Source organism: Pelobium manganitolerans, from assembly GCF_003609575.1.
Classification (GTDB): domain Bacteria; phylum Bacteroidota; class Bacteroidia; order Sphingobacteriales; family Sphingobacteriaceae; genus Pseudopedobacter; species Pseudopedobacter manganitolerans.
The window spans coordinates 139,815-164,899 of record NZ_MBTA01000030.1; the positions used below are offsets into that span (position 1 = coordinate 139,815).

25 protein-coding genes are annotated in these 25,085 nt (G+C 41.7%); all 25 read left to right on the plus strand.

Going from position 1 to position 25,085, the window contains the following annotated elements:
- Positions 1–30 precede the first annotated feature (30 nt).
- The 25 genes from BCY91_RS17065 (at position 31) to hemE (ending at position 24,988) form a co-directional block, all read left to right on the plus strand.
- Positions 31–3,045, plus strand: a complete 3,015-nt coding sequence (locus BCY91_RS17065; protein WP_120183261.1) for a TAT-variant-translocated molybdopterin oxidoreductase — start codon at positions 31–33, stop codon at positions 3,043–3,045.
- 23 nt (positions 3,046–3,068) lie between these two features.
- Positions 3,069–4,541, plus strand: coding sequence for an NrfD/PsrC family molybdoenzyme membrane anchor subunit (gene nrfD, locus BCY91_RS17070; protein ID WP_120183262.1), 1,473 nt, complete (start codon positions 3,069–3,071; stop codon positions 4,539–4,541).
- Positions 4,542–4,543: 2 nt separating this feature from the next.
- Positions 4,544–5,080: a DUF3341 domain-containing protein gene (locus BCY91_RS17075; RefSeq protein ID WP_120183263.1), complete on the plus strand. Its 537-nt coding sequence runs from the start codon at positions 4,544–4,546 to the stop codon at positions 5,078–5,080.
- Positions 5,073–5,660: a c-type cytochrome gene (locus BCY91_RS17080; protein WP_120183264.1), complete on the plus strand. Its 588-nt coding sequence runs from the start codon at positions 5,073–5,075 to the stop codon at positions 5,658–5,660. The genes BCY91_RS17075 and BCY91_RS17080 overlap by 8 nt, the downstream gene beginning before the upstream one ends.
- An 18-nt stretch (positions 5,661–5,678) precedes the next feature.
- Positions 5,679–6,887: a quinol:cytochrome C oxidoreductase gene (locus tag BCY91_RS17085; RefSeq protein ID WP_120183265.1), complete on the plus strand. Its 1,209-nt coding sequence runs from the start codon at positions 5,679–5,681 to the stop codon at positions 6,885–6,887.
- An 18-nt stretch (positions 6,888–6,905) separates the two neighbouring features.
- A complete protein-coding gene (locus tag BCY91_RS17090) occupies positions 6,906–8,096 on the plus strand; it encodes a cytochrome c oxidase subunit II (protein WP_245989237.1) in 1,191 nt (396 codons plus the stop codon).
- Between the two features lie 21 nt (positions 8,097–8,117).
- Positions 8,118–10,013 carry a cytochrome c oxidase subunit I gene (locus BCY91_RS17095; protein WP_182995422.1) on the plus strand — a complete coding sequence of 632 codons (1,896 nt, stop codon included), beginning with the start codon at positions 8,118–8,120 and terminating at the stop codon, positions 10,011–10,013.
- A gap of 241 nt (positions 10,014–10,254) precedes the next feature.
- On the plus strand, positions 10,255–11,112 hold the full coding sequence (gene cyoE, locus BCY91_RS17100) for a heme o synthase (protein ID WP_120183339.1): 858 nt from the start codon (positions 10,255–10,257) through the stop codon (positions 11,110–11,112).
- A 3-nt stretch (positions 11,113–11,115) separates the two neighbouring features.
- Positions 11,116–11,697 (plus strand): cytochrome c oxidase subunit 3, encoded by a 582-nt coding sequence (locus tag BCY91_RS17105; RefSeq protein ID WP_245989239.1) that lies wholly within the window; start codon positions 11,116–11,118, stop codon positions 11,695–11,697.
- A 33-nt stretch (positions 11,698–11,730) separates the two neighbouring features.
- Positions 11,731–12,429, plus strand: a complete 699-nt coding sequence (locus BCY91_RS17110; RefSeq protein WP_120183268.1) for a cytochrome c oxidase subunit 3 — start codon at positions 11,731–11,733, stop codon at positions 12,427–12,429.
- 23 nt (positions 12,430–12,452) lie between these two features.
- Positions 12,453–12,794, plus strand: a complete 342-nt coding sequence (locus BCY91_RS17115; RefSeq protein ID WP_120183269.1) for a cytochrome C oxidase subunit IV family protein — start codon at positions 12,453–12,455, stop codon at positions 12,792–12,794.
- Entirely contained in the window at positions 12,791–13,486 is a 696-nt protein-coding gene (locus BCY91_RS17120) for an SCO family protein (protein WP_120183270.1), read from the plus strand. The genes BCY91_RS17115 and BCY91_RS17120 overlap by 4 nt, the downstream gene beginning before the upstream one ends.
- Positions 13,487–13,496: 10 nt before the next feature.
- Positions 13,497–14,069 carry a DUF420 domain-containing protein gene (locus tag BCY91_RS17125; RefSeq protein WP_120183271.1) on the plus strand — a complete coding sequence of 191 codons (573 nt, stop codon included), beginning with the start codon at positions 13,497–13,499 and terminating at the stop codon, positions 14,067–14,069.
- Positions 14,070–14,078: 9 nt separating this feature from the next.
- Positions 14,079–14,354 carry a hypothetical protein gene (locus BCY91_RS17130; RefSeq protein WP_120183272.1) on the plus strand — a complete coding sequence of 92 codons (276 nt, stop codon included), beginning with the start codon at positions 14,079–14,081 and terminating at the stop codon, positions 14,352–14,354.
- A gap of 2 nt (positions 14,355–14,356) precedes the next feature.
- A complete protein-coding gene (locus BCY91_RS17135; RefSeq protein WP_120183273.1) occupies positions 14,357–14,746 on the plus strand; it encodes a DUF983 domain-containing protein in 390 nt (129 codons plus the stop codon).
- Positions 14,739–15,416: a DUF2461 domain-containing protein gene (locus BCY91_RS17140; protein WP_120183274.1), complete on the plus strand. Its 678-nt coding sequence runs from the start codon at positions 14,739–14,741 to the stop codon at positions 15,414–15,416. The genes BCY91_RS17135 and BCY91_RS17140 overlap by 8 nt, the downstream gene beginning before the upstream one ends.
- A gap of 32 nt (positions 15,417–15,448) precedes the next feature.
- Positions 15,449–16,285, plus strand: coding sequence for an OmpA family protein (locus BCY91_RS17145; RefSeq protein ID WP_120183275.1), 837 nt, complete (start codon positions 15,449–15,451; stop codon positions 16,283–16,285).
- A 172-nt stretch (positions 16,286–16,457) separates the two neighbouring features.
- Entirely contained in the window at positions 16,458–17,687 is a 1,230-nt protein-coding gene (gene hemA, locus BCY91_RS17150) for a glutamyl-tRNA reductase (protein ID WP_120183276.1), read from the plus strand.
- Positions 17,688–17,776: 89 nt separating this feature from the next.
- A complete protein-coding gene (gene hemC, locus BCY91_RS17155) occupies positions 17,777–19,366 on the plus strand; it encodes a hydroxymethylbilane synthase (RefSeq protein ID WP_120183277.1) in 1,590 nt (529 codons plus the stop codon).
- A 90-nt stretch (positions 19,367–19,456) separates the two neighbouring features.
- Complete coding sequence (gene hemB, locus BCY91_RS17160) at positions 19,457–20,428, plus strand: porphobilinogen synthase (RefSeq protein WP_120183278.1); 972 nt, start codon at positions 19,457–19,459, stop codon at positions 20,426–20,428.
- Between the two features lie 47 nt (positions 20,429–20,475).
- Positions 20,476–21,846, plus strand: a complete 1,371-nt coding sequence (hemL, locus tag BCY91_RS17165) for a glutamate-1-semialdehyde 2,1-aminomutase (RefSeq protein ID WP_120183279.1) — start codon at positions 20,476–20,478, stop codon at positions 21,844–21,846.
- A gap of 3 nt (positions 21,847–21,849) precedes the next feature.
- Positions 21,850–22,719, plus strand: coding sequence for a sensor histidine kinase (locus BCY91_RS17170; protein WP_120183280.1), 870 nt, complete (start codon positions 21,850–21,852; stop codon positions 22,717–22,719).
- A gap of 12 nt (positions 22,720–22,731) precedes the next feature.
- Positions 22,732–23,439 carry a response regulator transcription factor gene (locus BCY91_RS17175; protein WP_120183281.1) on the plus strand — a complete coding sequence of 236 codons (708 nt, stop codon included), beginning with the start codon at positions 22,732–22,734 and terminating at the stop codon, positions 23,437–23,439.
- Between the two features lies 1 nt (position 23,440).
- A complete protein-coding gene (locus tag BCY91_RS17180) occupies positions 23,441–23,953 on the plus strand; it encodes a tetratricopeptide repeat protein (protein WP_120183282.1) in 513 nt (170 codons plus the stop codon).
- Positions 23,954–24,988 carry a uroporphyrinogen decarboxylase gene (hemE, locus tag BCY91_RS17185; protein ID WP_120183283.1) on the plus strand — a complete coding sequence of 345 codons (1,035 nt, stop codon included), beginning with the start codon at positions 23,954–23,956 and terminating at the stop codon, positions 24,986–24,988.
- The last annotated feature ends 97 nt before the right edge of the window (positions 24,989–25,085 follow it).

A 25,085-nucleotide genomic window follows, 5' to 3' on the forward strand; every position in this document is an offset into this window, starting at 1 on the left:
AATAAACAATTACAGTCTTATATAGCTTAAATGGAAAGCACAAAGAAATATTGGAAGGGTTTAGAGGAGGTTAACAATACTCCTGAATTCGCGGAGCACGCGAAAAACGAATTTGCCGAGCCGATTCCTGTAGATGAATTATTACAAGGTAGCGGATTAAATTCTGTTGCCCCAAGAAGAGACTTTTTAAAGGCAATGGGTTTTGGTTTAGGTGCGGTAAGCTTAGCGGCTTGTAACGTTGCACCGGTACAAAAATCTATTCCTTACTTAGTAAAACCAGAAGAGGTAACACCGGGTGTACCTAACTACTACGCGTCTAGCTATAAAGGCGGCGCTATCATTGTTAAAACCCGCGAAGGTCGCCCAATTAAAATAGAAGGTAACCCGGCCTGCCCAATTAACCGTGGCGGTACAGATTCGCAAGCGCAGGCTTCTGTTTTAGATTTATACGATAACTCTAAACTTAAAGGACCATTAAAAGGCGGTGCAGAATATTCTTGGGATGATGTAGATACTTACGTAAAACGTGGTTTAGCTAAAGCGCAGGCAGCAGGCAAAACCATTGCTTTGGTAAGCTCAACCATCAACAGCCCTTCAACAAAAGCAGTAATTGCCGAGTTTTCTACGCAATACCCAGCTACCAAGCATGTTACTTACGATGCCATCTCTTACTCAGGGATCATCAAAGCTAACGAGCAGAGCTTTGGTAAAGCCGTGTTACCGCAGTACCGTTTTGATAAAGCTAACGTAATTGTAAGCTTTGGCGCCGATTTCTTAGGAAGCTGGATTTCGCCAACGCAGTTTAGCACGCAGTACGCTAGCAACCGCAACATCGCATCTTTAAATAACAAAAAGATGTCGAGACACATCCAGTTTGAGAGCGGCCTAAGCTTAACAGGTTCAAACGCCGACTCACGTGTTGCCATCAAATTATCAGAAGAAGGTCCGGCTTTGTTAAGCCTGTATGCCGAAGTTAGTGGCGCATCTGTAAGTGGTGCCTCTTTAAATAACCAGCCGGCAAACGCAGCAATTAAATTAGCCGCAAAAGAGTTGTTGGCAGCTAAAGGCGCTGCCTTGGTAGTGTCTGGCTCAAACAGCGTAGCGGTACAAACCACTGTTAACGCCATCAACAGCTTATTAGGCAGCTATGGCAACACCATCGATTTAGACAATCCATCGTACCAATACGCTGGTAAAGATGAAGATTTCACCTTGCTTTTGACAGATATGAACGCTGGCAGAGTAGGTGCGGTGATGTTTTTAGATGCTAACCCGGCATACAGCCATCCTTTGGCAAAAGAATTTACAGAGGCTTTGAAAAAAGTGGATCTGTCTATCTCTTTTGCAGACAGACCAGATGAAACGGCGTCTTTATGTAAAGTAATTGCACCTAACCACCATTACTTGGAGGCTTGGGGCGATGAAAATGCTTTAGAAGGCTATTACACTTTGGTGCAGCCAACCATCAATCCAATTTTTAATACGCGCCAGGCAGAAGTAAGCTTGTTAACTTGGGCAAACTACCCTAACCAAGATTATTACGCCTTTGTTCGCAGCAATTGGGAAAAAACAGTATTAGCAGCAACGGGTAAAAAATGGGACGATGTGTTACAATCGGGCATCATCAGCTTGCCTGCAAAAACCGGAGGCGCTTATGCGTTTACAGGTTCTGTAGATGCAGGTACGGTTGCCAAAGAAAGTGCGGCTTTAGCTAAGGATATCGAATTGCACATTTACCAATCCGTAAGTATCGGTAGCGGTGCGCAAGCCAACAACCCATTGTTGCAAGAGGTACCAGATCCGGTATCAAAAGTAACTTGGGATAACTACGCGGCCATTAACCCTAAGTTTGCCGAGTCTTTAGGACTAAAACAATTTGACGTAGTAGCTATCAAAACAGATAAGTACAGCGTAGAGTTGCCGGTGCTTCACCAGCCAGGCCAAGCACAGGGAACTATTTCTGTTGCGGTAGGTTACGGCAGAACAAAATCTGGTAAAGTGGGCGATGGCGTAGGTAAAAACGTTTATCCGTTTATCACTTACACCCAAGGTAACGCGCATTTTGCAAATACCGTAACGGTAAGCAATACCGGCGGTTACGAGGAATTGGCGCAGACCCAAACTCACCACACCATAGAGGGCCGGAATGTAATTCGCGAAACTACTTTTGCAGATTACAAGAAAGATCCTGCACACGGTAGCGGTAACCACGGCGAAAAACATCCTACCTACGATCTTTGGAATAAATACGACCAACCTGGGCATAACTGGGTAATGGCTATTGACCTTAATGCTTGTACCGGTTGCGGAGCTTGTATTGTAGCTTGTAACGTTGAAAACAACGTACCGGTTGTAGGTAAAGATGAGGTACGCCGCCGCAGAGAGATGCACTGGTTGCGTATTGACAGATACTACACTTTTAACGAAGAAGGTAAAGCAATAACCGAAGAGCACGAGTTGGAAGGCACTAAAGGAAATATGGAAAATGTTTCTGTGGTTCACCAACCTATGCTATGCCAACATTGCGAGCACGCGCCTTGCGAAACCGTTTGTCCGGTTTTAGCAACTGTACACTCTACAGAGGGTTTAAACCACATGGCTTACAACCGTTGCGTAGGTACAAGATATTGCGCAAACAACTGCCCGTACAAAGTACGTCGCTTCAACTGGTTTAACTACTGGAACGATTCGCGTTTTGACAATTACCTGAACAACGAGTTTACCCAATTGGTATTAAACCCAGATGTTACTACACGTTTCCGTGGGGTAATGGAGAAATGCTCAATGTGTATCCAACGTATCCAAGCCGGTAAGCTAGAAGCTAAAATGGAAAAACGTGCTTTGGTAGATGGTGATATCAAGATGGCTTGCCAACAGGCTTGTGCATCTAACGCTATCATATTTGGAGATGCAAACGATCCGAACTCTGAAGTTTCTAAAGCATTGAAAAATGAAAGAACATACTACGTGTTAGAAGAGTTGAACGTACAGCCGGGCGTAGGCTACATGACCAAGGTAACTAACACAGGATCTCAAGAAGCTTAATATTTAAAATTACTATTTAGGATATGTCATCTCATAACGAATCAATATTAAGAGAACCCTTAATTACCGGTAAAGACATCACGTATAAAAGAATTACGGATGAGGTTTTACTGCCGGTAGAAAACAAGCCTAACAAAGCTTGGTGGATTGGGTTTATCGTTTCAGCTTTGGGCGCCTGCCTTTGGGTATTCGCAGTAAGCTATACTTTTTGGAACGGGATTGGTGCTTGGGGCCTAAACAAAACCGTAGGTTGGGCCTGGGATATCACCGGTTTCGTATGGTGGGTAGGTATTGGTCACGCCGGAACCTTAATTTCTGCGGTACTCTTGCTGTTCCGTCAAAACTGGAGAAACTCTATCAACCGTTCTGCCGAGGCGATGACCATTTTTGCGGTTATCTGTGCGGCCACTTACGTAGTATCGCACATGGGGCGTCCGTGGTTGGCATACTGGCCTTTGCCTTTGCCAAACCAATTCGGTTCTATCTGGGTAAACTTTAACTCGCCTTTAGTTTGGGACGTATTTGCAATCTCTACTTACTTCACCGTTTCTTTGGTGTTCTGGTATGTGGGTTTACTGCCAGATATCGCCACCATCAGAGACCGCGCCACAGGTTTAAAAAGAAGAATCTATTCTGTCCTTTCTTTCGGATGGAATGGTTCGGTAAAAACTTGGCAACGTTTTGAAACGGTATGTTTGATTTTAGCAGGTATCGCTACGCCATTGGTACTTTCTGTACACACTATCGTATCTATGGACTTTGCAACATCGGTAATTCCCGGATGGCACACTACCATCTTCCCTCCATACTTTGTTGCGGGTGCTATCTTCTCGGGTTTTGCCATGGTACAAACGTTATTATTGGTAACGCGTAAAGTTTTAGGCTTAGAGAATTATATCACCATGTTCCACATCGAATCTATGAACAAGATTATTGTTTTAACAGGTTCAATAGTAGGTGTGGCTTATTTATCGGAGTTTTTTATTGCATGGTACTCTGGTGTCGAGTACGAGCAATACACCTTCTTACAACGTTTTGTAGGCCCTTACTGGTGGGCAGGTTGTATGATGTACGGCTGTAACGTATTGATGCCACAGTTGCTTTGGTTCAAAAAAATCAGGACAAACATCGCCATCTCGTGGTGTTTATCTATCGTGGTAAACATTGGTATGTGGTTCGAGCGTTTTGTGATTATCGTAAACTCGCTTTTCAGAGATTACGTGCCATCTAGCTGGGCCATGTTTTACCCAACCTGGATTGATATTTCCGTGTTCATCGGCTCAATAGGATTATTCTTCACTTTGTTCTTGTTGTTCATCCGCGTATTACCTTCTGTGGCTATGGCCGAGGTAAGGTTGTTGGTGAAAACTTCATCAGAACAGTCTAAGAAAAAATTAATTGAGGAAGGAAAAGTGAAGAAGGAAGAGGCTGATTATTACATCGATTCTTTAAGCACTTATGACAGTGTTGATCAAGCTGACTACGTAAAACTTTAGACATGAGCAAAATAAAATATATATTAGGTTTATTTGATGATCCCGATCAGATGATGCACGGGATTGATAAACTGCAAGAAAATAAAATCGGCATCTACGATGTTTACACACCAATGCCTATCCACGGGATTGAGGACAAACTGGGTGTTAAAAGAAGCCGTTTAGGTATTGTCGCATTCATTTGCGGTATCACCGGTACGTTTACAGCTTTTAGCTTAATGTACTATACTATGGTGTATGATTGGCCAATGAACGTGGGTGGTAAGCCAAACTTCGCTATCCCTAACTTTATCCCAATTACTTTTGAGCTTACCGTGTTGTTTTGCGCGCTGGGCATGGTGGCGGCTTTCTTCTTCAGAAACCACCTTTTCCCGGGAAGAGCACCTAGAGTAATGGAGTTAAGAGCCACTACAGACAGGTTTGTGATTGCCATTGATGCAAACGCCATTGCCGATAGCACTCAAGTAGACAATTTATTAAAAGAAGCAGGTGCTGTAGAAATTAAGCACAACGAAAGAAAATACGTAAGTTATGAATAAGACAGGTGTTTTTGGATTAGCATTTTTAGCAGTTTCTGTAGCTACAATTTTAAGCTCTTGTCACGACAAAAGAAGCCGTGGTTTAGAGTATGCACCTAACATGTACTACCCAATTGCATACAATCCGGACCAAAAGAATAAAAATTTCGAGAACGGGATTACCGCCCAGGTTCCGCCGGCAGGTACTACGCCAATCGGCTTTACCCGGTTTGACGAGTTTCCGAACACAGCAGAAGGTTACGAAGCAGCAAGCGCTTCTGTGGTAAACCCGCTTCCGGTAACTAAAGAAAACTTGGCACAAGGTAAACACCTTTACGTAGTAATGTGCGGTCCTTGCCATGGTAAAGACGGTAGCGGTAACGGGCATATCGTAGAGCTGGGCAAATACCCTGCGCCACCTTCGTACGCTACGGGCAACTCATCCAGAGGCGGCGCTATGAAAGACCTTACCGACGGTAAAATTTACCATACCATCCAATATGGTTTAAACTTAATGGGATCTTACGCTTCTCAGCTTTCGCCAGAAGAAAGATGGAAAGTGGTAATGTACGTTCACCAATTACAAAAAGGACAACAATAATCGATATCAAATAAACATATGGGAGCTCATCATCATTCATATAATTTTTCTGAGCAATTTAGTTTTAGCGGAAAAGCTAAATCACTTAGCTTAATAGGCATCGTTATCGGTGTATTGGCCATTGCCTATGGTTTTGTTACCGGGGCAACGGAGCGTACTTTTTTAAACTTGTTATTAATGAGCTACTATTTCGCCTGCGTTTGCGCAGCGGGATTGTTCTTTTGCGCCGTACAGTTTGTAGCACAAGCTGGCTGGTCAACAAGTTTGTTAAGGGTGCCGCAAGCTTTTTCTAAAGTGTTGCCTTTTGCAAGCATCATATTAGTTATAGTAGTTACTGCGGGTTTATTTTCGCATAATTTGTACAACAGCTGGAACCATCATGGCGAAGGTGGCGGTGCGCATCACTTTAGCCCCTCAAAAGAGTTTTACCTAAGCCCAGCTTTCTTTTTGCTAAGATTGGTGGTTTTCTTAGCAGCTTACAGTTTCTTCGGATGGTTTTTATCCAAGCTTTCTGTAAATGAAGATATCCACGGCGGTTTAAAAAGCTACGAGAAAAGCATCAAATACTCAACTATCTTTTTAGTGATTTTTGGTTTTACTACGCCAATTTGGGCTTTTGATACCATTATGTCTTTAGAAGCGCATTGGTTTTCTACCATGTTTGGCTGGTATAACTTTGCGGCGATGTGGGTATCTGGTATGGCCGCTATCAGCATTGTAGTAATTTTGCTTAAGAAAGCGGGCCATATGCCTTGGATACGTGACAGCCACATCCATAATTTAGGTTTATTTGTGTTTGCGTTCTCTATCTTCTGGACTTACATCTGGTTTGCGCAGTTTTTATTAATCTACTATGCTAACATGCCAGAAGAAACCGTTTACTTCTACAAAAGATGGGAAGGATTTTACCTGCCTTTGTTCTGGTTAAACTTAATTATCAACTTTATGTCGCCGGTATTAATCTTAATGTCTCGCGATGCTAAAAGAAAAGTAAATGTTTTATTAGGCGTTTCTATCCTTTTAATTTGCGGACACTGGTTAGATTATTACATGATGATTATGCCAGGAACCATTGGCGAGAATGCCGGTTTCGGAATTATAGAAATTGGTGTATTTTTAGGTTTTGCCGGTTTATTTACTTTCTCTGTATTATCATCACTGAGCAAAGCACCTTTGGCACCAAAAAATCATCCATTTATGGAAGAAAGCTTAAACCATCAGATTTAATATTGCATCCACAAAAAAATGAAGCATAAATTTTTAAATTTAAAAAACTTGTTAGCCTTAGGGACGGTGTACGCACTTTCCTTTACGCAAGTAATGGCGCAAGAGGCGGCGAAGGCTGCTGAAGAAACCGCAAAACATGAGGGTTTAGGCAAAACCGTAAGCTATTATGTATTGCTGTTGTTGCTGGCTTGCATCTTTGTAGGTATTGTTGGTAAAATTATCAGTGTTTATGATTTAACCCGCAAAATTCAAGGAAACCGCAGAGGCATTAAATGGGATAAAATTAATGGTATCTTATTCGGTATTACTTTAATCGTTGGTTTGTACGGCGTTTACTGGTCTTACACCGTTCAGGGATCTCAGATTTTGCCGGCGGCAGGGTCAGCGCATGGTGCCAAAATTGACAGCATGTTTGACGTAACCTTAATACTTACCACTATTGTATTGGTATTAACGCACATCGCTTTATTTTCTTTTGCTTTCTTTTACAATGCAAGTAAAAAGCGTAAAGCTTACTACTATCCGCACAACAATACTTTAGAGAAATACTGGACTATTATCCCGGCGGTAGTTTTAACTATTTTGGTATTGATGGGTTTTTTCACGTGGAGAAGTATTTTTAACGTGCCTGAAGACGAGCGCAGAAACGCAATCCAGGTAGATGTTACCGCCCACCAATTTGCTTGGGATGTAAGATATGCCGGAAAAGACAATGTGAACGGCCGTAAAAACTATAAACTTATAGGTAGCTTAAATGGTTTAAACAGCTTAGGTTTAGATTTATCAGACAAGGCTAACTACGATGATTTGCGTGTTAACGAAATCGTATTGCCAGTTAACAAGTCTGTGCGTTTCACTTTAAGCTCGCAAGACGTAATCCACAGTTTTTATATGCCGCATTTCCGCGTACAAATGAACTGCGTACCGGGTATGGCGACGTACTTCCAGTTTACGCCAACAAAAACTACCCAAGAAATGCGTCAAGACACAGATGATCCAAAGTTCGATTATGTGTTGCTTTGCGCAAAAATCTGCGGTGGTTCGCATTACAACATGAAGTTTAATGTGCGCGTGGTATCTAACAGAGAATATCAAGAGTGGCTTAAAGAACAAAAACCTATCGTTACAGATGATATGAAAAAAGAATATCAATTAGCGATGGAAGAACAAGGCACCGCATCTAACACTCAAATTGCTTTAAACAACTAAGATTAAAAACAGACGTAGAATATGTCATCAATTGCAATAAACAACCCATCCGCAATTCATCATGATGATCATGGGCATGCCCATCACCATGAAACGTTTTTGACTAAATATGTTTTTAGTCAAGATCATAAAATGATTGCGAAGCAGTTTCTTATCACCGGTATTATCATGGGGGTTATCGCCATGCTATTATCAGTGCTTTTCCGTATACAGCTGGCTTATCCGGACCATAGCTTCCCATTGTTGGAGGTTTTACTAGGGCGTTTTGCGCCAGAAGGTCGTTTAGATCCCAACTTTTACCTTTCATTGGTTACCATCCACGGTACCATCATGGTTTTCTTTGTGTTAACCGCAGGTTTAAGTGGTACTTTCTCTAACCTTTTAATCCCTTTGCAACTAGGCGCACGTGATATGGCTTCGCCTTTCATGAATATGCTTTCTTACTGGTTGTTCTTGGTGGCTTGCGTATTAATCCTTTCAACTTTCTTTATAGAGTCAGGCCCTGCAGGTGGCGGTTGGACAGTTTATCCGCCTTTGTCGGCAATCCCTAAAGCAATGCCGGGTTCTGGATTAGGGATGACCATCTGGTTAATCGCCATGATTTTGTTCGTAGCATCATCTTTAATGGGCGGTATCAACTACGTTTCAACAATTTTGAACATGCGTACCAAAGGGATGGATCTTTGGAAAATGCCTTTAACTATCTGGGCTTTTTTGCTTACAGCAGTTACAGGTATCCTATCTTTCCCGGTACTGGTGGCAGGTGTGGTATTATTGATTTTTGATAGAAGCTTTGGTACCTCATTTTATTTATCGGATATCGTTATCGGCGGACAGGCTTTAGCGCACGAAGGTGGTAGCCCAATTTTATGGCAACACTTGTTCTGGTTCTTAGGTCACCCAGAGGTTTACATCGTTATTATGCCTGCCATGGGTATTATTTCTGAGGTAATGGCGGTAAACTCAAGAAAACCGATTTTCGGCTACCACGCCATGGTTTACTCTTTAATTGCCATCACGGTATTATCGTTCATCGTTTGGGGGCACCACATGTTTGTAACCGGGATGAATCCGTTCTTGGGCGGAGTCTTTATGATTACCACGCTTATTATCGCGGTGCCGTCTGCGGTAAAAACTTTCAACTGGTTAGCAACTTTGTGGCGCGGTAATATCCGCTTCACTCCGGCAATGCTTTTCTCTATCGGTATGGTGTCTTTCTTTATCTCTGGTGGTTTAACCGGGATTTGGTTAGGTAATGCGTCTTTAGACATCAACTTGCACGATACTTACTTCGTGGTAGCTCACTTCCACTTGGTAATGGGCTCTGCTGCAATATTTGGGATGTTGGCGGGTATTTATCACTGGTTCCCTAAAATGTTTGGCAGAGTGATGAATCCACGTTTAGGTTACTTGCACTTTTGGCTAACATTTGTGGCTGCATATTTTGTATTTTTCCCAATGCACTTTATGGGATTAGACGGTGTGCCACGTAGATATTATGCTTTTACCGAGTTCGAGTTTATGGAGAAATGGATGTCTGTAAACGTGTTTGTTACTTGGTCAGCAATTTTAGGCGCTGTGGCTCAAATCGCTTTCTTGATTAACTTCTTTGGTTCTATTTTCTTCGGTAAAAAATCAACCGAGAACCCTTGGGAAGCTAATACTTTAGAGTGGACTACCCCAGTAGAAAGATTACACGGTAATTGGCCAGGAGAAATTCCTACGGTTTACCGTTGGGCTTATGATTACAGCAAACCTGGCCACCCGACAGATTTTATCATGCAAACTGTGCCACATTCAGAAACAATGAGTTCTAACTTGCCACATGATTTTGATGGTAACGAGGTAGCCGAGAAAATACAGGAAGAATGGAATTTGGCGCATAACGCGTCCAAAAACCCTGAACAAGTCAAATAATTTGACGGTTTGAAAATATTGGGGTATCCGAAACAGATACCCCAATTTTAATTTCTAAGATGTGCCCTAACGCTGGAAAATGGGTTTTAAGAACGAAGTATATCATCCTTAACAATTTCTGTGCTGGCGCAAACAGGCTTTAGTGCTTTTAGCCTAACAACATTAGCTACATGTATTAACTGGGATTTTATGTTTGGCTTTGTGTGCTTATCATCTTTTATAAAAAATAATTTGGTTGGGTTTGGGTAGTTTTTTTAAAGATTTTAAAAACCTTGTTAAGTTAAGACTCACTTTACTGGTGGTATTTTCTGCCTCAGTGTGTTTCTTGGTTGGCGAGCATTATGCAGGGCAAATTCATTGGCTAAACTGGATTAAACTCATTATCGGAGGCTTTTTGGTAACGTCCGCAGCCAACGGCTTTAATGAGATTATAGAGAAAGATTTGGATAAGCTGATGCGCCGTACGGCGGATAGGCCATTGCCATCTGGGCGCATGACTACCGGGCAAGCCTTGGTGCTAAGTTTAGTCATGGGTATCGGCGGAACTTATCTGTTAGGAAGCTTAAACTTGTTAACCGGCGTTTTGTCTGTGTTCTCGATTTTTTTGTATGCCTTTGCTTATACCCCGCTAAAACAAAAGTCGCCGATAGCAGTTTTTGTTGGTGCGTTCCCAGGAGCTTTGCCACCATTAATAGGTTATGTAGCATCTCACGGGCGTATTGATACCATTGCTTTGGTGCTGTTTGGGATACAATTTGTTTGGCAGTTCCCCCATTTTTGGGCCATTGCCTGGGTGTTGGATGACGATTATAAAAAAGCGGGGTTCCGTTTATTGCCTACCACGCATAGAGACAGAGTAAGCGCGGTAATCACTTGGTTAAGTACAATTATTTTGATACCCGTAAGTTTATTGCCCACTTTTTTAGGTTTCGGAGGCAACTTGATTGCTATCGTATCAATCATTATTGGCGCTGTTTTTTGCTACCAAGGTTTTATGTTGGTTAAAAATTTAGATATTCCGTCTGCGCGTAAGCTAATGTTTGGTAGCTTTATATATTTGCCCGTAGTACAATTGGGCTTGTTATTTAATTTAATGTAAAACATGGATATGACTATCAATCAGGAACCAGATAGATATAGCCTACAGCCAAAAAAGTTTGTGCTTTGGTTGTTTATCGTATCATCAATTATATTTTTTGCGGGCCTTACCAGCGGATTTATCGTTTACTCTGGCGGTGGTGCCAGAAAAGCGCTGAATGTTGATTTACCGAAAGTTTTTATTTACAGCACGATAGTCATCATTTTAAGCAGCGTAACCATGCACCTGGCCTATTTAGGCACTAAAAGGCTCAAGTTTGCGCAACAAAAGCTATGGCTATGGGTCTCGTTGCTGCTAGGGATAGTATTTATTGCTTTGCAGGTTTACGGATGGGCTGTTTGGACAAATCTGGGTATTTTCTTCATCAACTCTAACGCTACCATCAGCTTTGTTTACGCATTTACTTTCTTCCATATTTTACACATTGTTGCCGGTTTAATTATGATTATTACGGCGCTTAAAAGTAGTTATGGACCAGTGCCTACAGTTACAAATTCGTTTAGGATGGATATTACATCTATATTCTGGCATTTTGTAGATATAGTATGGATTTATTTATACGTTTTCTTACTTTTGAACCGGTAAAAATTTACTCAAAAATTACAACCCTAATATTTAATGGACACTTTAGCAAAATTAGACGAGGTTAAAACCACGCCTTGGAGCGGTGGCAGATCGCCGTTTGCCGTTGAGTACGGTAAAATAATGATGTGGATTTTCCTTTTATCCGATGCATTTACTTTTTCGGCATTTTTAGTTTACTACGGCGCACAACGCTTTAGCAAAATGACTTGGCCAGATCCGGATATCGTATTCCAGTCTATCCCAGGCATTACAGATACAGGTGCTCCTTTGGTATTTGTGGGTATCATGACTTTTATTCTCATCATGAGTTCTGTAACGATGGTACTGGCCGTTGAAGCAGGGCATCGCAACAAAAAGAAAGAAGTTATCTGGTGGATGGTAGCAACCATCGTAGGTGGTTTAATGTTCTTGGGCTGCCAGGCAATGGAGTGGACACACTTGCACCACACCGGTTTTTGGTGGGGCAGTATCCCAGATGCGGAGGTAATTAAGCAGCTTGGCGCCGATAATGTAAGTGCCTTACAGTTTGCAAACCTTTTCTTCACCATTACAGGTTTTCACGGTTTCCACGTAACAATTGGTGTTATCTTAAATATCATTATCTTGTTTATGACCATGGCCGGCGTTTTTGAACGTCGCGGACATTACCTGATGATTGAAAAGGTAGGTTTATACTGGCACTTTGTAGATTTAGTTTGGGTATTTGTATTTACCTTCTTCTATTTGGTTTAACATTTATATTTAGATAAAAAAATATGTCATTCGATAATACAGATTTAGCACACGAGCAAGAACATGCTACCATGTCTAAGGGTAAAATATGGAAGGTATTCTTTATTTTACTAGGTATTACGGTTGTGGAATTCATCATCGCATTAGGCGTGCCACATACAGTAATGTCAGACACCATCCGGAATTCGATTTACGTGATTTTAACGCTTTTTAAAGCTTATTATATCATCGCGTATTTTATGCACCTAAAGTTCGAGAAATATGCTTTTATAGCAGGTTTGGTACTCTCATTGGTGTTTATCATTTACTTTATCATCCTACTTTTAATTGAAGGTCACTACTTGCACGGCCATATGTTTGTATGACGGGAAATAAAAAATTTCCTTTAGCAAAAGTTTTAATCCTGGTAGCCATTTTAGCGTTGCCAGGATTTTTGTATTATTTGCTACAGGCAAAAGGCGAAAACAGATACAAACCTTTACCCGTTTTTGGCCCTAAAACTTTAACCGGCACCTCTCACAGCAGGCGCGGTAAGCAAATTCCAGATACTGCCTTCCACCATGTTCAATTTCCGGTAGTTTACAATCCTAACGGTCAACCATTGGATCTAAACAAAGAGAAGCAAGAGCTGTTGGTGCTCAGTTTTTTTGCGATGGATGAGGATGTATCTGCCAAGACGAGCGCAGGCATCAAAAATTTGGCAACGCAGTTCGCAGATAATAAACGCTTACATTTTGTTTCTATTAACCTTAATCCGGCCGACAGTGCAAAAATGACTAGCTATGCTAAGGAAATTGGCGCAACACCAAACAAATGGGATTTAGTTACTGCCGATACCGCACAAACATTTCCTTTTGCACGCAAGCAGCTTTTTGTAAACGCATTGCAAACGAAAGATGGTACATTAATTTTTAGCGATAAATTAGTGCTATTAGATGCCGATCATCGCATAAGAGGTTATTACACGGCTACTTCCGAAGATGAAATTAGACGCATCACCGATGAGATAAAAGTATTAATTACAGAAGAATTACGAAAAATTAAAGCCGAACCTTGACTTTTGTGTTATGAGCGACAAGTTTATTTTAAGAGCAATTACTGCCGTTTCTATTCTGGTGTTTGTTTTGGTGCTTGTGCTTAACAGAAAGCTTGTCCCCGTTACCATTCCAACGCCAAGCTATATTTATTTCTTCCCCAAGCTAAACGCCATCATCAATGGCTGTTGTACCGTTTTGCTGTTGTTGTCGCTATATTTTATTTCGTGCAAGAACGTATTAATGCACAAGCGGATAAATATCCTTACCTTTTGCCTATCGGCCTTGTTTCTGATTTCTTATGTGGTGTTCCATTATTTCGCCCCGGAAACAAAGTTTGGTGATATCAACGGCGACGGGTTGGTAAGTGCAAATGAAAAATTACTGACCGGCAATATCAGATATATCTATTATTTCGTTTTAATAACGCATATTGTTTTAGCCGCGGCTGTTTTGCCTCTAATTTTGTTAAGCTTCTTTAGAGGCTTAAAAATGCAGGTAGAAAGGCATAAGAAATTGGTGAGGTGGAGCTACCCGGTATGGCTGTATGTGACCACCTCGGGCGTAATTGTTTATTTGATGATTTCGCCGTATTATAATTTTTAGTTTTATGTGATGAAGGTTCAAAAAATTCTTTTTTGTATATTTTGTGTGGGCATTTTGCTGTTTATCTCTAATTTAAGTTTCGCGCAGTGTGCCATGTGCACGGCAACGGTAGAGTCGAACTTAGAAGGCGGCGGAAATACAGCTAGCAGTTTAAATACCGGAATTATGTACCTACTGGCGGCGCCCTACTTGGTGGTTGCCGGTATAGGCTTTTTGTGGTATAAAAAATACCGCCGTAAAGAAGCCGTGATAGATATTAAGCCCGAAAAAATCAATTTAAATTAATTATGGCGCATACTTCTAAATTTCAGGCCATTGTAAACGCTAAGTGCCCAAGGTGCAGACGTGGCGATATGTTCAAAAATTCTATGTATGGGTTTTCATCGCAAAAAATGCATGATAACTGCCCTAAGTGCGGCTTAAAGTACGAGTTAGAGCCTGGCTATTTTTATGCCGCCATGTATGTGGGCTACGCTATTAACGTGGCGCTTTCAGTTGGTGTGGGCATTCTCACTTATTTGCTCACCAACGAAACAGAATCTCCTTGGATTTATGTAACCACTGTTTTTTTAGCTGCGCTGATTTTAGCACCTGCAAACTTTAGGTACTCCCGTGTGTTGCTGCTGCATGTAATGTCGCCAAAAATCAAATACATACCGGCTTACGACCATGATTAAGGCAGAAACTTTTCTTTTTCTAACGCAATTACAACAAAACAATAACCGCGAATGGTTTTTGGCGAATAAAGAACAGTATTTGAGTGCCAAGGAAAACGTGGAGGTCTTCGCCGATGAAATAATTGCCAAGTTTAGAAAGCTGGAGCCACGTTTAGCCGATAGTTTAACAGGGAAAAAATCGGTGATGCGCATTTATCGCGATGTACGGTTTAGCAAAGACAAATCTCCTTATAAAACTAATTTTGGGATCAGCCTTTCTACTACCCCAAAAGGAATTCACGGTCCTGGTTATTTTGTGCAGCTACAGCCGGGGCAAAGCTTTGTAGCCGGTGGCATGTGGATGCCCGAAGCCGCGCATTTAAAATTGATCCGTCAGGAAGTTGATTATAATGGCGATAAATTTTTAGCCATTTTAAACGATACCTCTTTTAAAAGAAATTTCGGCAACAGCTTAAACAATAACGAAAAGCTAAAAACTACACCCAAAGGATATGACGCTATGCATCCGCAAATAGAATTGCTAAAGCTGAAGAGCTTTACGGTAAGCCGCGTTTTTGATGACCAAGAATTGCAAAGCAAAAAATCTGTGGAAAGTGTGGTTGCTTGTTTAAAAGAGATAATGCCCTTTAATGCTTTTTTAGCAGAGGCAATTGATGTAAACGAAGACTAAAATTAATTGTTAAACATTTATAAACCTAAAAAATGACCAAACAGTTTATCTTGGCAATGCTGTGCCTCAGCTTGTTTGCAAGCTCTTGCGTAGTGCTGTCTAAAAAGAAGTATGAAGCCTTGATCGCACAAAAAGATTCACTTAATGTGGGGTGGGACCAAGCCAACATCAAAATCCAATCTTTAGAAGAAATGATTGCCGGTTTAAAATCTGATACGGCGGCTTTACACGCCAAAATCACAGATTTGAATAATCAGCTAGAAGGCTTAAACTCCAATTACTCGGCATTAAGCTCTAAAAGTTCATCAGAAATCAACAAGCTTTCGGCCGATTTGCAGAAGCGTGAAGCCCGCTTAAAAGAGGTGGAAGAAATTTTGCGTAAACGCGATGAAGCTACCAACGCCCTTAAAGAGAAATTGCAAAAAGCCCTCTTAGGTTTCCGCGAAAGCGGCCTAACCGTAGAAATTAAAGACGGCAAAGTATATGTTTCTTTAACAGACAAGCTTTTGTTTGATACAGGCTCCATCATCATCGATGAAAAAGGAAAGCAAGCTTTGCAAGAGCTGGCAAAAGTGTTAAATACCCAGCCCGATATTAATATCGCTGTAGAAGGGCACACAGATAACCAAAGAGTGGGTAATCTTGGCCAAATTAAAGACAACTGGGATTTAAGCGTAATGCGTGCTACCTCTGTTGTGCGTTACCTTACAGAACAGCAAGGAATAAGCCCAGAGCGTTTAACCGCAACCGGCAAAGGACAATACCAGCCGATAGCCACCGGCAACACCGCAGAAGCGCGCAGTAAAAACCGCCGGATAGAAATTGTGCTTTCGCCAAAATTGGATGAGCTGTATAATTTGATAAAATAATGAACAAGAAAAAACAGGAGAGCTTATAAAGCACTCCTGTTTTTTGCGACAAAACAAGCCTTATGGCGTGTTAGAAATTATTTATAAACCTTCTAAATAGCCTCAATTGACAAATTGTTGACACACAGGTTAAGGGGCGGGATTACTTTTGTAAGGTTTTTAAAGAAATAAATTGAAGAACTTAAAGGTTATAGCATTTACGCACAAACAGATTGATTTAAAACAATTAGGCTGTTTGGTTTTGTGTAATGAGGCCGTTGAAGAAAGACTTCCTGTTGTAAAATCAAAATTTGATATTCCAGAGATTTTTTACTTGGCCACCTGTAACCGTGTAGAGTTTGTTTTTACCGCAGAGCAGGATATAGACGAAAAATTTGTACGCCACTTTTTGCAAGCCATGCACGGCGAGGCCATGAAAACCCAACATTTGGATATGGCGGTGCAAAATGCTTTGGTGTATGAAAATGAAGAAGCACTAAACCATTTAATGCGCGTAGCCAGTTCTTTAGAAAGTTTAGTAGTTGGCGAAAAAGAGATTTTAGCCCAAGTACGCAAAAGCTACGAAGAATGCCGGGAGTGCGGTTTTACCGGCGATTACCTGCGTTTAATCATGAGCCGGGTGGTAAAAACAGCCAAGGAAGTTTATACCTATACCAACATTTCAAAAAATCCTATTTCTGTAGTTTCTTTAGCCTATCGCCGGTTAAAAGAGCTTAATGTTTGCTCAAAATCACGCATACTAATTATCGGTGCAGGCGAAACCAATCAAAATATCGCCAAATATCTTAAAAAACATACTTACACCAACTTCTCGGTTTTTAACAGAACGTTTAGCAAAGCCCAAAGCTTGGCACAAGAGTTAGGCGGCGAAGCTTTTGAGTTAGCGGAGCTGGAGAATTTTAATAAAGGTTTTGATGTCATCATTACATGTACATCCCGTAACGAACCCATTATCACACCTGCGCTCTACGGCAAACTGCTTAACGGTGATGCCGAGCCCAAAGTAATTGTGGACTTAGCGGTGCCAAACGATGTTGATCCACAGGTGTTAAAACAATATAAGGTGCAATATATTGAGGTTGGCTCTTTGAAACAGATTGCCGAGAAAAACTTGCAAGAACGTTACCACGAGCTAATTAACGGCGAGGCCATTATTGAACGTAATATAAAGGAGTTTAAGCCCATTTTGAAGCAGCGCCGCGTTGAACTGGCTATGCGCGAAGTGCCGGTAAAAATCAAAGAAATCAAAGAACGTGCTTTAACCTCGGTTTTTGCGGATGAAATTGGTGCCTTGGATGATAACTCTCGTTTGGTTTTAGAGAAGGTGATGACCTACATGGAGAAGAAATACATTAGTGTGCCTATGGTGATGGCTAAAGATATTTTGGTTAATAACGATTAAGTCATAATCCGTTTTTAAGCGCTAATTTCCCCAAATCAATTGAGCAATGCTCGTTCATAATTCTATTTTTGCATTATAACAATACGCTTTTGAACAGAGTAATTACGATAGGAACGCGAGGCAGCGAACTTGCGCTGTGGCAGGCAAATTACATTAAGGACCGCCTGGCAGAAATTAACGTGCAGGCCCAACTGAAAATCATCAAAACGCAGGGCGATAACATTTTAAACCTACGTTTGGATAAGTTAGAGGGCAAAGGTTTTTTTACAAAAGAGCTGGAAGAGCATTTGCTGGATGGTTCTATTGATTTAGCGGTGCACTCGCACAAAGATTTACCTACCGTTAACCCCCCGGGCTTAATGATTGCCGCCGTTTCTGACCGTGAAGACCCATCAGAAGTTATCTTGATTTTAAAAGATTGCGTGGACAGTTCCAAAAAACTCTCGGTAAAACATAATGGCATTGTGGGCACTTCCTCTAACCGTCGCCAATCGCAACTGTTAGCCGTGCGGCCCGATCTGGAGTTTGAGAATTTGCGTGGAAACGTAAACACCCGCATCCAAAAGCTGCGCGACGAAAAATACGATGCCATTATTATGGCGAAAGCCGGCATCAGCCGTTTAAATTTAGATTTATCAGAGTTTTATATCGAAGAGATAGAACCTACGGCAGAAATGGTTCCGGCACCTGCGCAAGGGGTTTTGGCGGTGCAAATCCGCGAAAGCGATACAGCGCTTTACCAAGTTTTACAGCAAATACATAATGCAACAGTGGCCGAACAAATTGGGGTAGAGCGTAAAGTACTTAATCTTTTTGACGGTGGTTGCCATATGCCTTTGGGCTGCTATTGCAAACAAGACGAAGAGGGTGTTTTTCATGTTTGGACCACCAAAGCTGATAACCAAAATGATTTTCCGGACAGGTTGTATGTGAATGCGCCAACTTCAGAAGGCTTGGCAGAGCATATCCTGCAAAAGTTTGATGTCGCCAACCGAAAGCTGCCGAAGAAAGTTTTTATCTCCAGAGAACTTAGCGAACACAGCTATTTTGCAAGGGCTTTAAGCAAGCACAACATCGAAATTGATGCGCGATCTTTAATACGCACCGTACCCACCATCCATAAACTGGACTCGTACGTTTTTAAACAGGTGGACTGGGTGTTTTTCAGCAGTAAAAACGGAATCGAATATTTCTTTTCTTTAGATCCGCTATTGCCTAAAGACGTAAAATTTGGTGTGGTAGGTCGTGGCTCCGAAGATGCCTTGCGCGCTTTGGGTAAAACGGTGTCTTTTATCGGCGAAAGCAGTGATACCGCCGAAATTTCCGAAGAGTTTGCAGCAGTGGCAAATGGCAGCACGGTTTTATTTCCGTTGGCAAAAGATTCTTTACGCAGCATCAGAAAAAGCCTTTCAGAAGACACCAAAATTATTGAGCTGGTTATTTACGAAACCATTTTAGAAGAGGATGTAGAGCCCACTTATGCAGATGTTTTGGTGTTTACCAGTCCGTCTAACGTAGATGCTTATTTCGCTGATAACCTATTGGAGCCGGGGCAACAGATTGTAGCCATCGGAAAATCGACCGGACAAAAATTTGATGAAATGGGCGTTAAGTATATTTTGCCTGCTTCGCCAGATGAAATAGGTTTGGCAGAGGTGGTTTTTGGAATAGATGTTTAAAGAGATTTGAGACAGGAGATGTGAGATATGAGACGTCAGATTTGAGATTGTAGTTTATTCAAAATTCACTCATTCAAAATTAAATACCGCATGTTACACAGACCAAGGAGGAACAGAAAATCGCAAGTGATCAGAGATATGGTGCAAGAGCATCATTTGCAAGCTTCTAACTTTATTTTTCCGTTATTTATTATCGATGGAAATGCGAAGAAAACGGAAGTTGCCTCTATGCCAGGCATTTTTAGGTATAGTATTGATGAGCTTTTGCGCGAGGTAGAAAGTTGTATGAATTTGGGTTTAAAGGCTTTTGACTTATTTCCAAACATTGAAGAGTCTTTAAAAGATAAAACCGCAAGCGAAAGTTTAAACGAAAAAGGCCTGTATCTGCGCGCGATAAAGGAGGTTAAAGCGCATTTTCCGGAAGCTTGTGTGGTAACAGATGTGGCTATGGATCCCTACAGCAGCGATGGGCACGATGGTTTTGTAGAAAACGGCGAGATAGTTAACGATAAAACTTTAAAGATTTTGGCAGATATGGCAGTGGCGCACGCCAAAGCCGGTGCCGATATTGTTGCGCCTTCTGATATGATGGACGGCAGGGTGCAGTATATCCGCGAGGCGTTAGATGCTGAGGGATTTACGCAGGTTTCCATCATGTCTTACACGGCAAAATACGCGAGTGCGTTTTACGGGCCTTTCCGCGATGCCTTAGAATCGGCGCCAAAGTTTGGTGATAAAAAAACTTACCAAATGAACCCGGCCAACCAGCGCGAAGCTTTAATTGAAGCTACCTTAGATAGCCAAGAAGGTGCTGATTTTTTAATGGTAAAGCCGGCCTTGGCTTATTTGGATGTGATTAAACTGCTGAAAGATAATTTTGATTTGCCGATAGCAGCTTATAACGTTAGCGGCGAATATGCCATGGTTAAAGCAGCCGCGCAAAAAGGCTGGCTAAACGAAGAAAAGGCCACGGTAGAAAAATTGATGGGCATTAAGCGAGCTGGTGCAGACGTGATTTTAACGTATCACGCCAAGGAGGTTTTGAAAAATAAGTGGATTTAACAGGGTGTTGTTTAAACTCGGAGTTTTGCTAAATTAATATTGCTATTATGTTCGATTCGATAAAAAATATATTTGGAAGCGGGAATGATGAGAATCCGTTGGTGTACGGCGAAAAACCAGATATCAGCCGAGAAAAATCAGCGGAGCTGTATGAGAAAGCGAAAAAATGTTTCCCGGGTGGGGTAAACTCGCCTGTGCGTGCTTTTAAATCTGTTTACGGCACTCCGCTATTTATTGAAAAAGGAGACGGCTGCCGCTTATGGGATGCCGACGGTAACGAATTTATTGATTTCTGCTGTTCTTGGGGCCCCTTAATTTTGGGTCATAACCATCCAAAAGTCCGTGAAAAGGTGACAGAGGAAATGCAGAAAGGAATGTCTTTTGGTGCGCCAACTGCGTTAGAGACAGAACTTGCAGAACTTATTTTAAAAAACAACCGCTTTATCGAAAAAATTAGGTTTACCAGCTCGGGGACCGAAGCGGTAATGTCGGCCATCCGTTTGGCCCGTGGCGCTACCAAACGCGATAAAATCATCAAATTTGAAGGTTGTTACCATGGTCATAGTGATTCATTATTGGTAAAAGCGGGCTCTGGGTTGGTTACTTTCGGCGAAACATCATCTGCAGGCATTCCAAAATCTTTTGCCGAGGAAACCATCGTTGTATCCTTAAATGATGAAGAAGCTTTAAAAGCAGCTTTTAATCAATTTAAAGACCAGATTGCATGTGTTATTATAGAGCCGGTACCGGCAAATAACGGGCTTCTGCTACAAAGCAAAGCGTATTTGCAATTTTTGAGAGAGATATGCACACAAAATGGCGCACTCCTGATTTTTGATGAAGTAATTTCCGGCTTCCGCGTAAGTTTTGAAGGTGCAGCGGGTTATTATGATATCCAACCAGACATTATTACCTACGGAAAAATTATTGGCGGTGGCTTGCCGGTGGGCGCTTATGGTGCGTCTGCGCAGTTAATGGCCAACATATCGCCCGAAGGCGGCGTTTACCAGGCGGGCACTTTGTCCGGCAATCCGGTGGCTATGGCAGCGGGTATTGCGCAGTTAAGCGAATTGGCAAAAAGCGGCTTTTACAAAGAGCTGAACACCAAAACCGAGGAATTTACCAACGCCATTCAGCGCTATGCTACCTCCAAAAACTACGCTTTTAAGGTTTTTCAAATCGCATCTATCTTTTGGTTTGCTTTTACTGATGCGGATGCAATACAAACCGCAGAAGCTATTGACCCTGCAAGCATGGAGCAATTTAAGTTGATGCACCGCGAGCTGTTAAACCGCGGCATTTATCTGGGACCATCAGGTTACGAGGTGGGCTTTGTTTCTGTTGCGCACAGCAAAATAGATTTAGAAAAGGCAAAACGTGCTATATTTGAGTGTTTAGATATTGTTTTTAAACGTTAATATATGCGCCTGAAGCCCATCACCATATTTTATGCGGTAGTTATTTATGCCGTTTCCCAGCTTTTTTGGTGGGCTGCTTTGCTGGTCGAGCTACAACCCACACGCCGTGGGATGATCATTGGCGAAGGTGTTGTTTTTATTACTTTAATGGCTTTTGGGATTTATAAACTCCATGAAGCCATCAATCGCGAAAAGCGGATAACCGGCCAGCAGAAAAACTTTTTGCTTTCGGTAACGCACGAGCTGAAATCGCCCCTGGCATCTATAAAACTTTACCTGCAAACCATTAACAAGCGCGAGTTGGACAAAGAGCAACAGCGTAGTTTTATTGCCAAATGTTTGTTAGATATTGAACGTTTGGACGATTTAGTGGAAAACATGCTGCTGGCTACCAAGATTGAAAATAAATCTTACAGCTTTCCAAAGCAAGATTTAAACCTGTCGGATCTGGTAGAGAAAATCGTTTCGCGCTTGCAAATCCACGTCTGCAGCAAAGAATCTATCCTTACCTCCATTGATCCTAACGTTTTTATCACCGGCGATCAATTCGCGATTTCATCGGTAGTGACCAACCTGATAGAAAATGCGGTAAAGTACTCGCCAGATTGCGTGCCGGTGCATGTTGACTTGCACAGAAACGAGAACGGGACGGTCTGTTTTAAAGTTGCCGATTTAGGAATGGGCATTCCGGATGAGGAAAAACCCAAAATATTTGATAAATTTTACCGTGTTGGAAGCGAGGAAACGCGGAAAACAAAAGGTACCGGCTTAGGCTTGTTTATAGTGAAGCAGGTTTTAGATAACCATAGGGCGCAAATTAGGGTAAAAAATAACCAGCCAAGAGGAACGGTTTTTGAAGTTTCTTTTAATTAAATCGAAAGCATTATGTCTGTAAAACAAAGAATTTTGTTGATGGAAGATGAAGAACATCTTTTGGAAGCCATCAAACTGAACCTCGAAATGGAAGGTTTTTTTGTACGCGCCGTAACCGACGGTAAAAAAGCGCTTAAAGTTTATAAAGAAGAGAAGTTTAACCTCATTATTTTAGACGTGATGGTGCCAGAGATTGACGGTTTCCAGGTTGCCGAAACCATCCGTTTAGAAAATAGCGAGGTGCCAATCATGTTTTTAACTGCGAAAAACACCTCAGAAGACCGTATCACGGGTTTAAAAAAAGGCGCGGATGATTATTTGACCAAACCTTTTAATTTAGAAGAGCTGATATTACGGGTAAACAATCTTATAAAGCGCAGCGCCAAAGGCGAGGAGCTGAAAGAGATTAACTCGTATAAAATTGGCGATAAAACCATTTATTTCAATTCTTTTGAGTTAAAGAATGAGGACGGTAGCATCACGCCGCTTACCAAGAAAGAAACCATGTTGTTAAAACTGCTGATAGAGCGGAAAGATGAAGCTGTATCGCGCGAGCAGATTTTGGAAACGGTATGGAATTACGACGTGTATCCATCCACCCGCACCATCGACAACTTTATTCTAACGTTTAGAAAATACTTTGAGCCGGATCAGAAAAACCCGATTTATTTCCATTCTATACGCGGTGTAGGCTATAAATTTACAGACGGGCACGCCTAAGATGTTTACCAACGGGGCGCGTGTATTAGTAGTTGTATTATTAGCTTTAGCATCGGCTTTTGCAGCTTGGCAGGGTGTTTTTGAAATTGCGGCTTTAGGCCTGATGTTTATCGGGTTAATTGTTTGGGGCTATTTTAAAGAAGGCCCGGTAATTTTAGCCGCAAAAGCTTTTAAACAAAAAAACTATCAGAAAGCTAAAGCCTTATTGCACAGTATTGCTAAGCCCGATTGGCTAAACAAACGCCGTAAGCCCTATTATTATTACATGTTGGGCAATATCGCAGTTACCGAAGCACATTTTGCGGAAGCCGAGGTTTACTTAGCAAGGGCAGCGGTTTTAGGTTTGCGCGCAAATGATTTAGGTGTTAGTTTAATGCATTTAGCCAATATCGCCCTGCGCAATAAAGACAAAGAAAAAGGCTTGCTGTGGATACAAAAATCGCAGAATTTGCCACTTACAGAAAAGTATAAGAGTATATTAACCAAAATAGAGAAAGAGTTACAAAAAGTTTAGATGAAGAATTCCTTGTTTTTAGATGCTGCATTATCAAAAGCAACAGTGCGCCCGCCGGTATGGATGATGCGCCAGGCTGGCCGTTTTATGCCCGAATATTGGGAAATCAAAAACAAATATTCGTTTTTGGAGATGTGCAAAACGCCGGAGATTGCAGCAGACGTAACCATGCTTCCGATAGACTTGTTGGGCGTAGATGCGGCAATTCTTTTCAGCGATATTTTGGTGACTGGCGAGGCGATGGGTGGCGATTTAAGCTTTACGCAAGGAGTAGGGCCCAAATTTGCTAACCCCGTAAAAAACCAAAAAGACATTGACAATTTGCAAACAGACGTATTGGACAGGTTGCAATATGTTGCGGATGCTATTAAGGTGATACAGCAACGTTTAAACGGCAATGTTCCCTTAATCGGTTTTGCTGGCGCTCCATTTACGGTAATGAGCTATTTGGTAGAGGGCGGCTCGTCAAAAGATTTTAAACTAACTAAGCTATTTATCCACAACCACCCCCAGTTGGCCCATCAGCTGTTGCAAAAAATTGCGTTGGTGACTATAGATTACCTAAATATGCAAATTGCGGCCGGCGTAAACGCGGTTCAGTTGTTTGATAGCTGGGCGCTTTCTTTATCGTGGGATGATTATAAAGAGTTCTCGCACAAATACAACGTAGAAATTATCGCTAAACTAAACCGTAAAGATGTTCCGGTAATTTCGTTTTGCAAAGGGAGTTCGGTATTTGCGCCTTTAATGGCAGAAGCTAAACCAGATGTAGTTTCTATCGACTGGAATGCAGATTTGAGAAACATCAAACAAAGTTTGCCAAAAGGTATCGCCGTTCAGGGTAATTTGGACCCTCATATTTTATATGCAGATAAAAGCGTGATTAAAGACCGCATCCACCGTTTATTTAAGCGTATGGAAGGCGAAAATGGTTTCATTTTTAACTTAGGTCATGGTATTATGCCGGATATTCCGTTTGACCATGTGAAGTATGCAGTGGAGGTAGTGAAGGATTGGAGGGGGGCCTCATCCTAAATCCTTCTCGGAAGGAGAAGGACTTTGACTAGTTTGGGTAATTATCAGAGTTATTATGGACGTTAAGTACTAATGAACTTTTATACCTAACCAACTA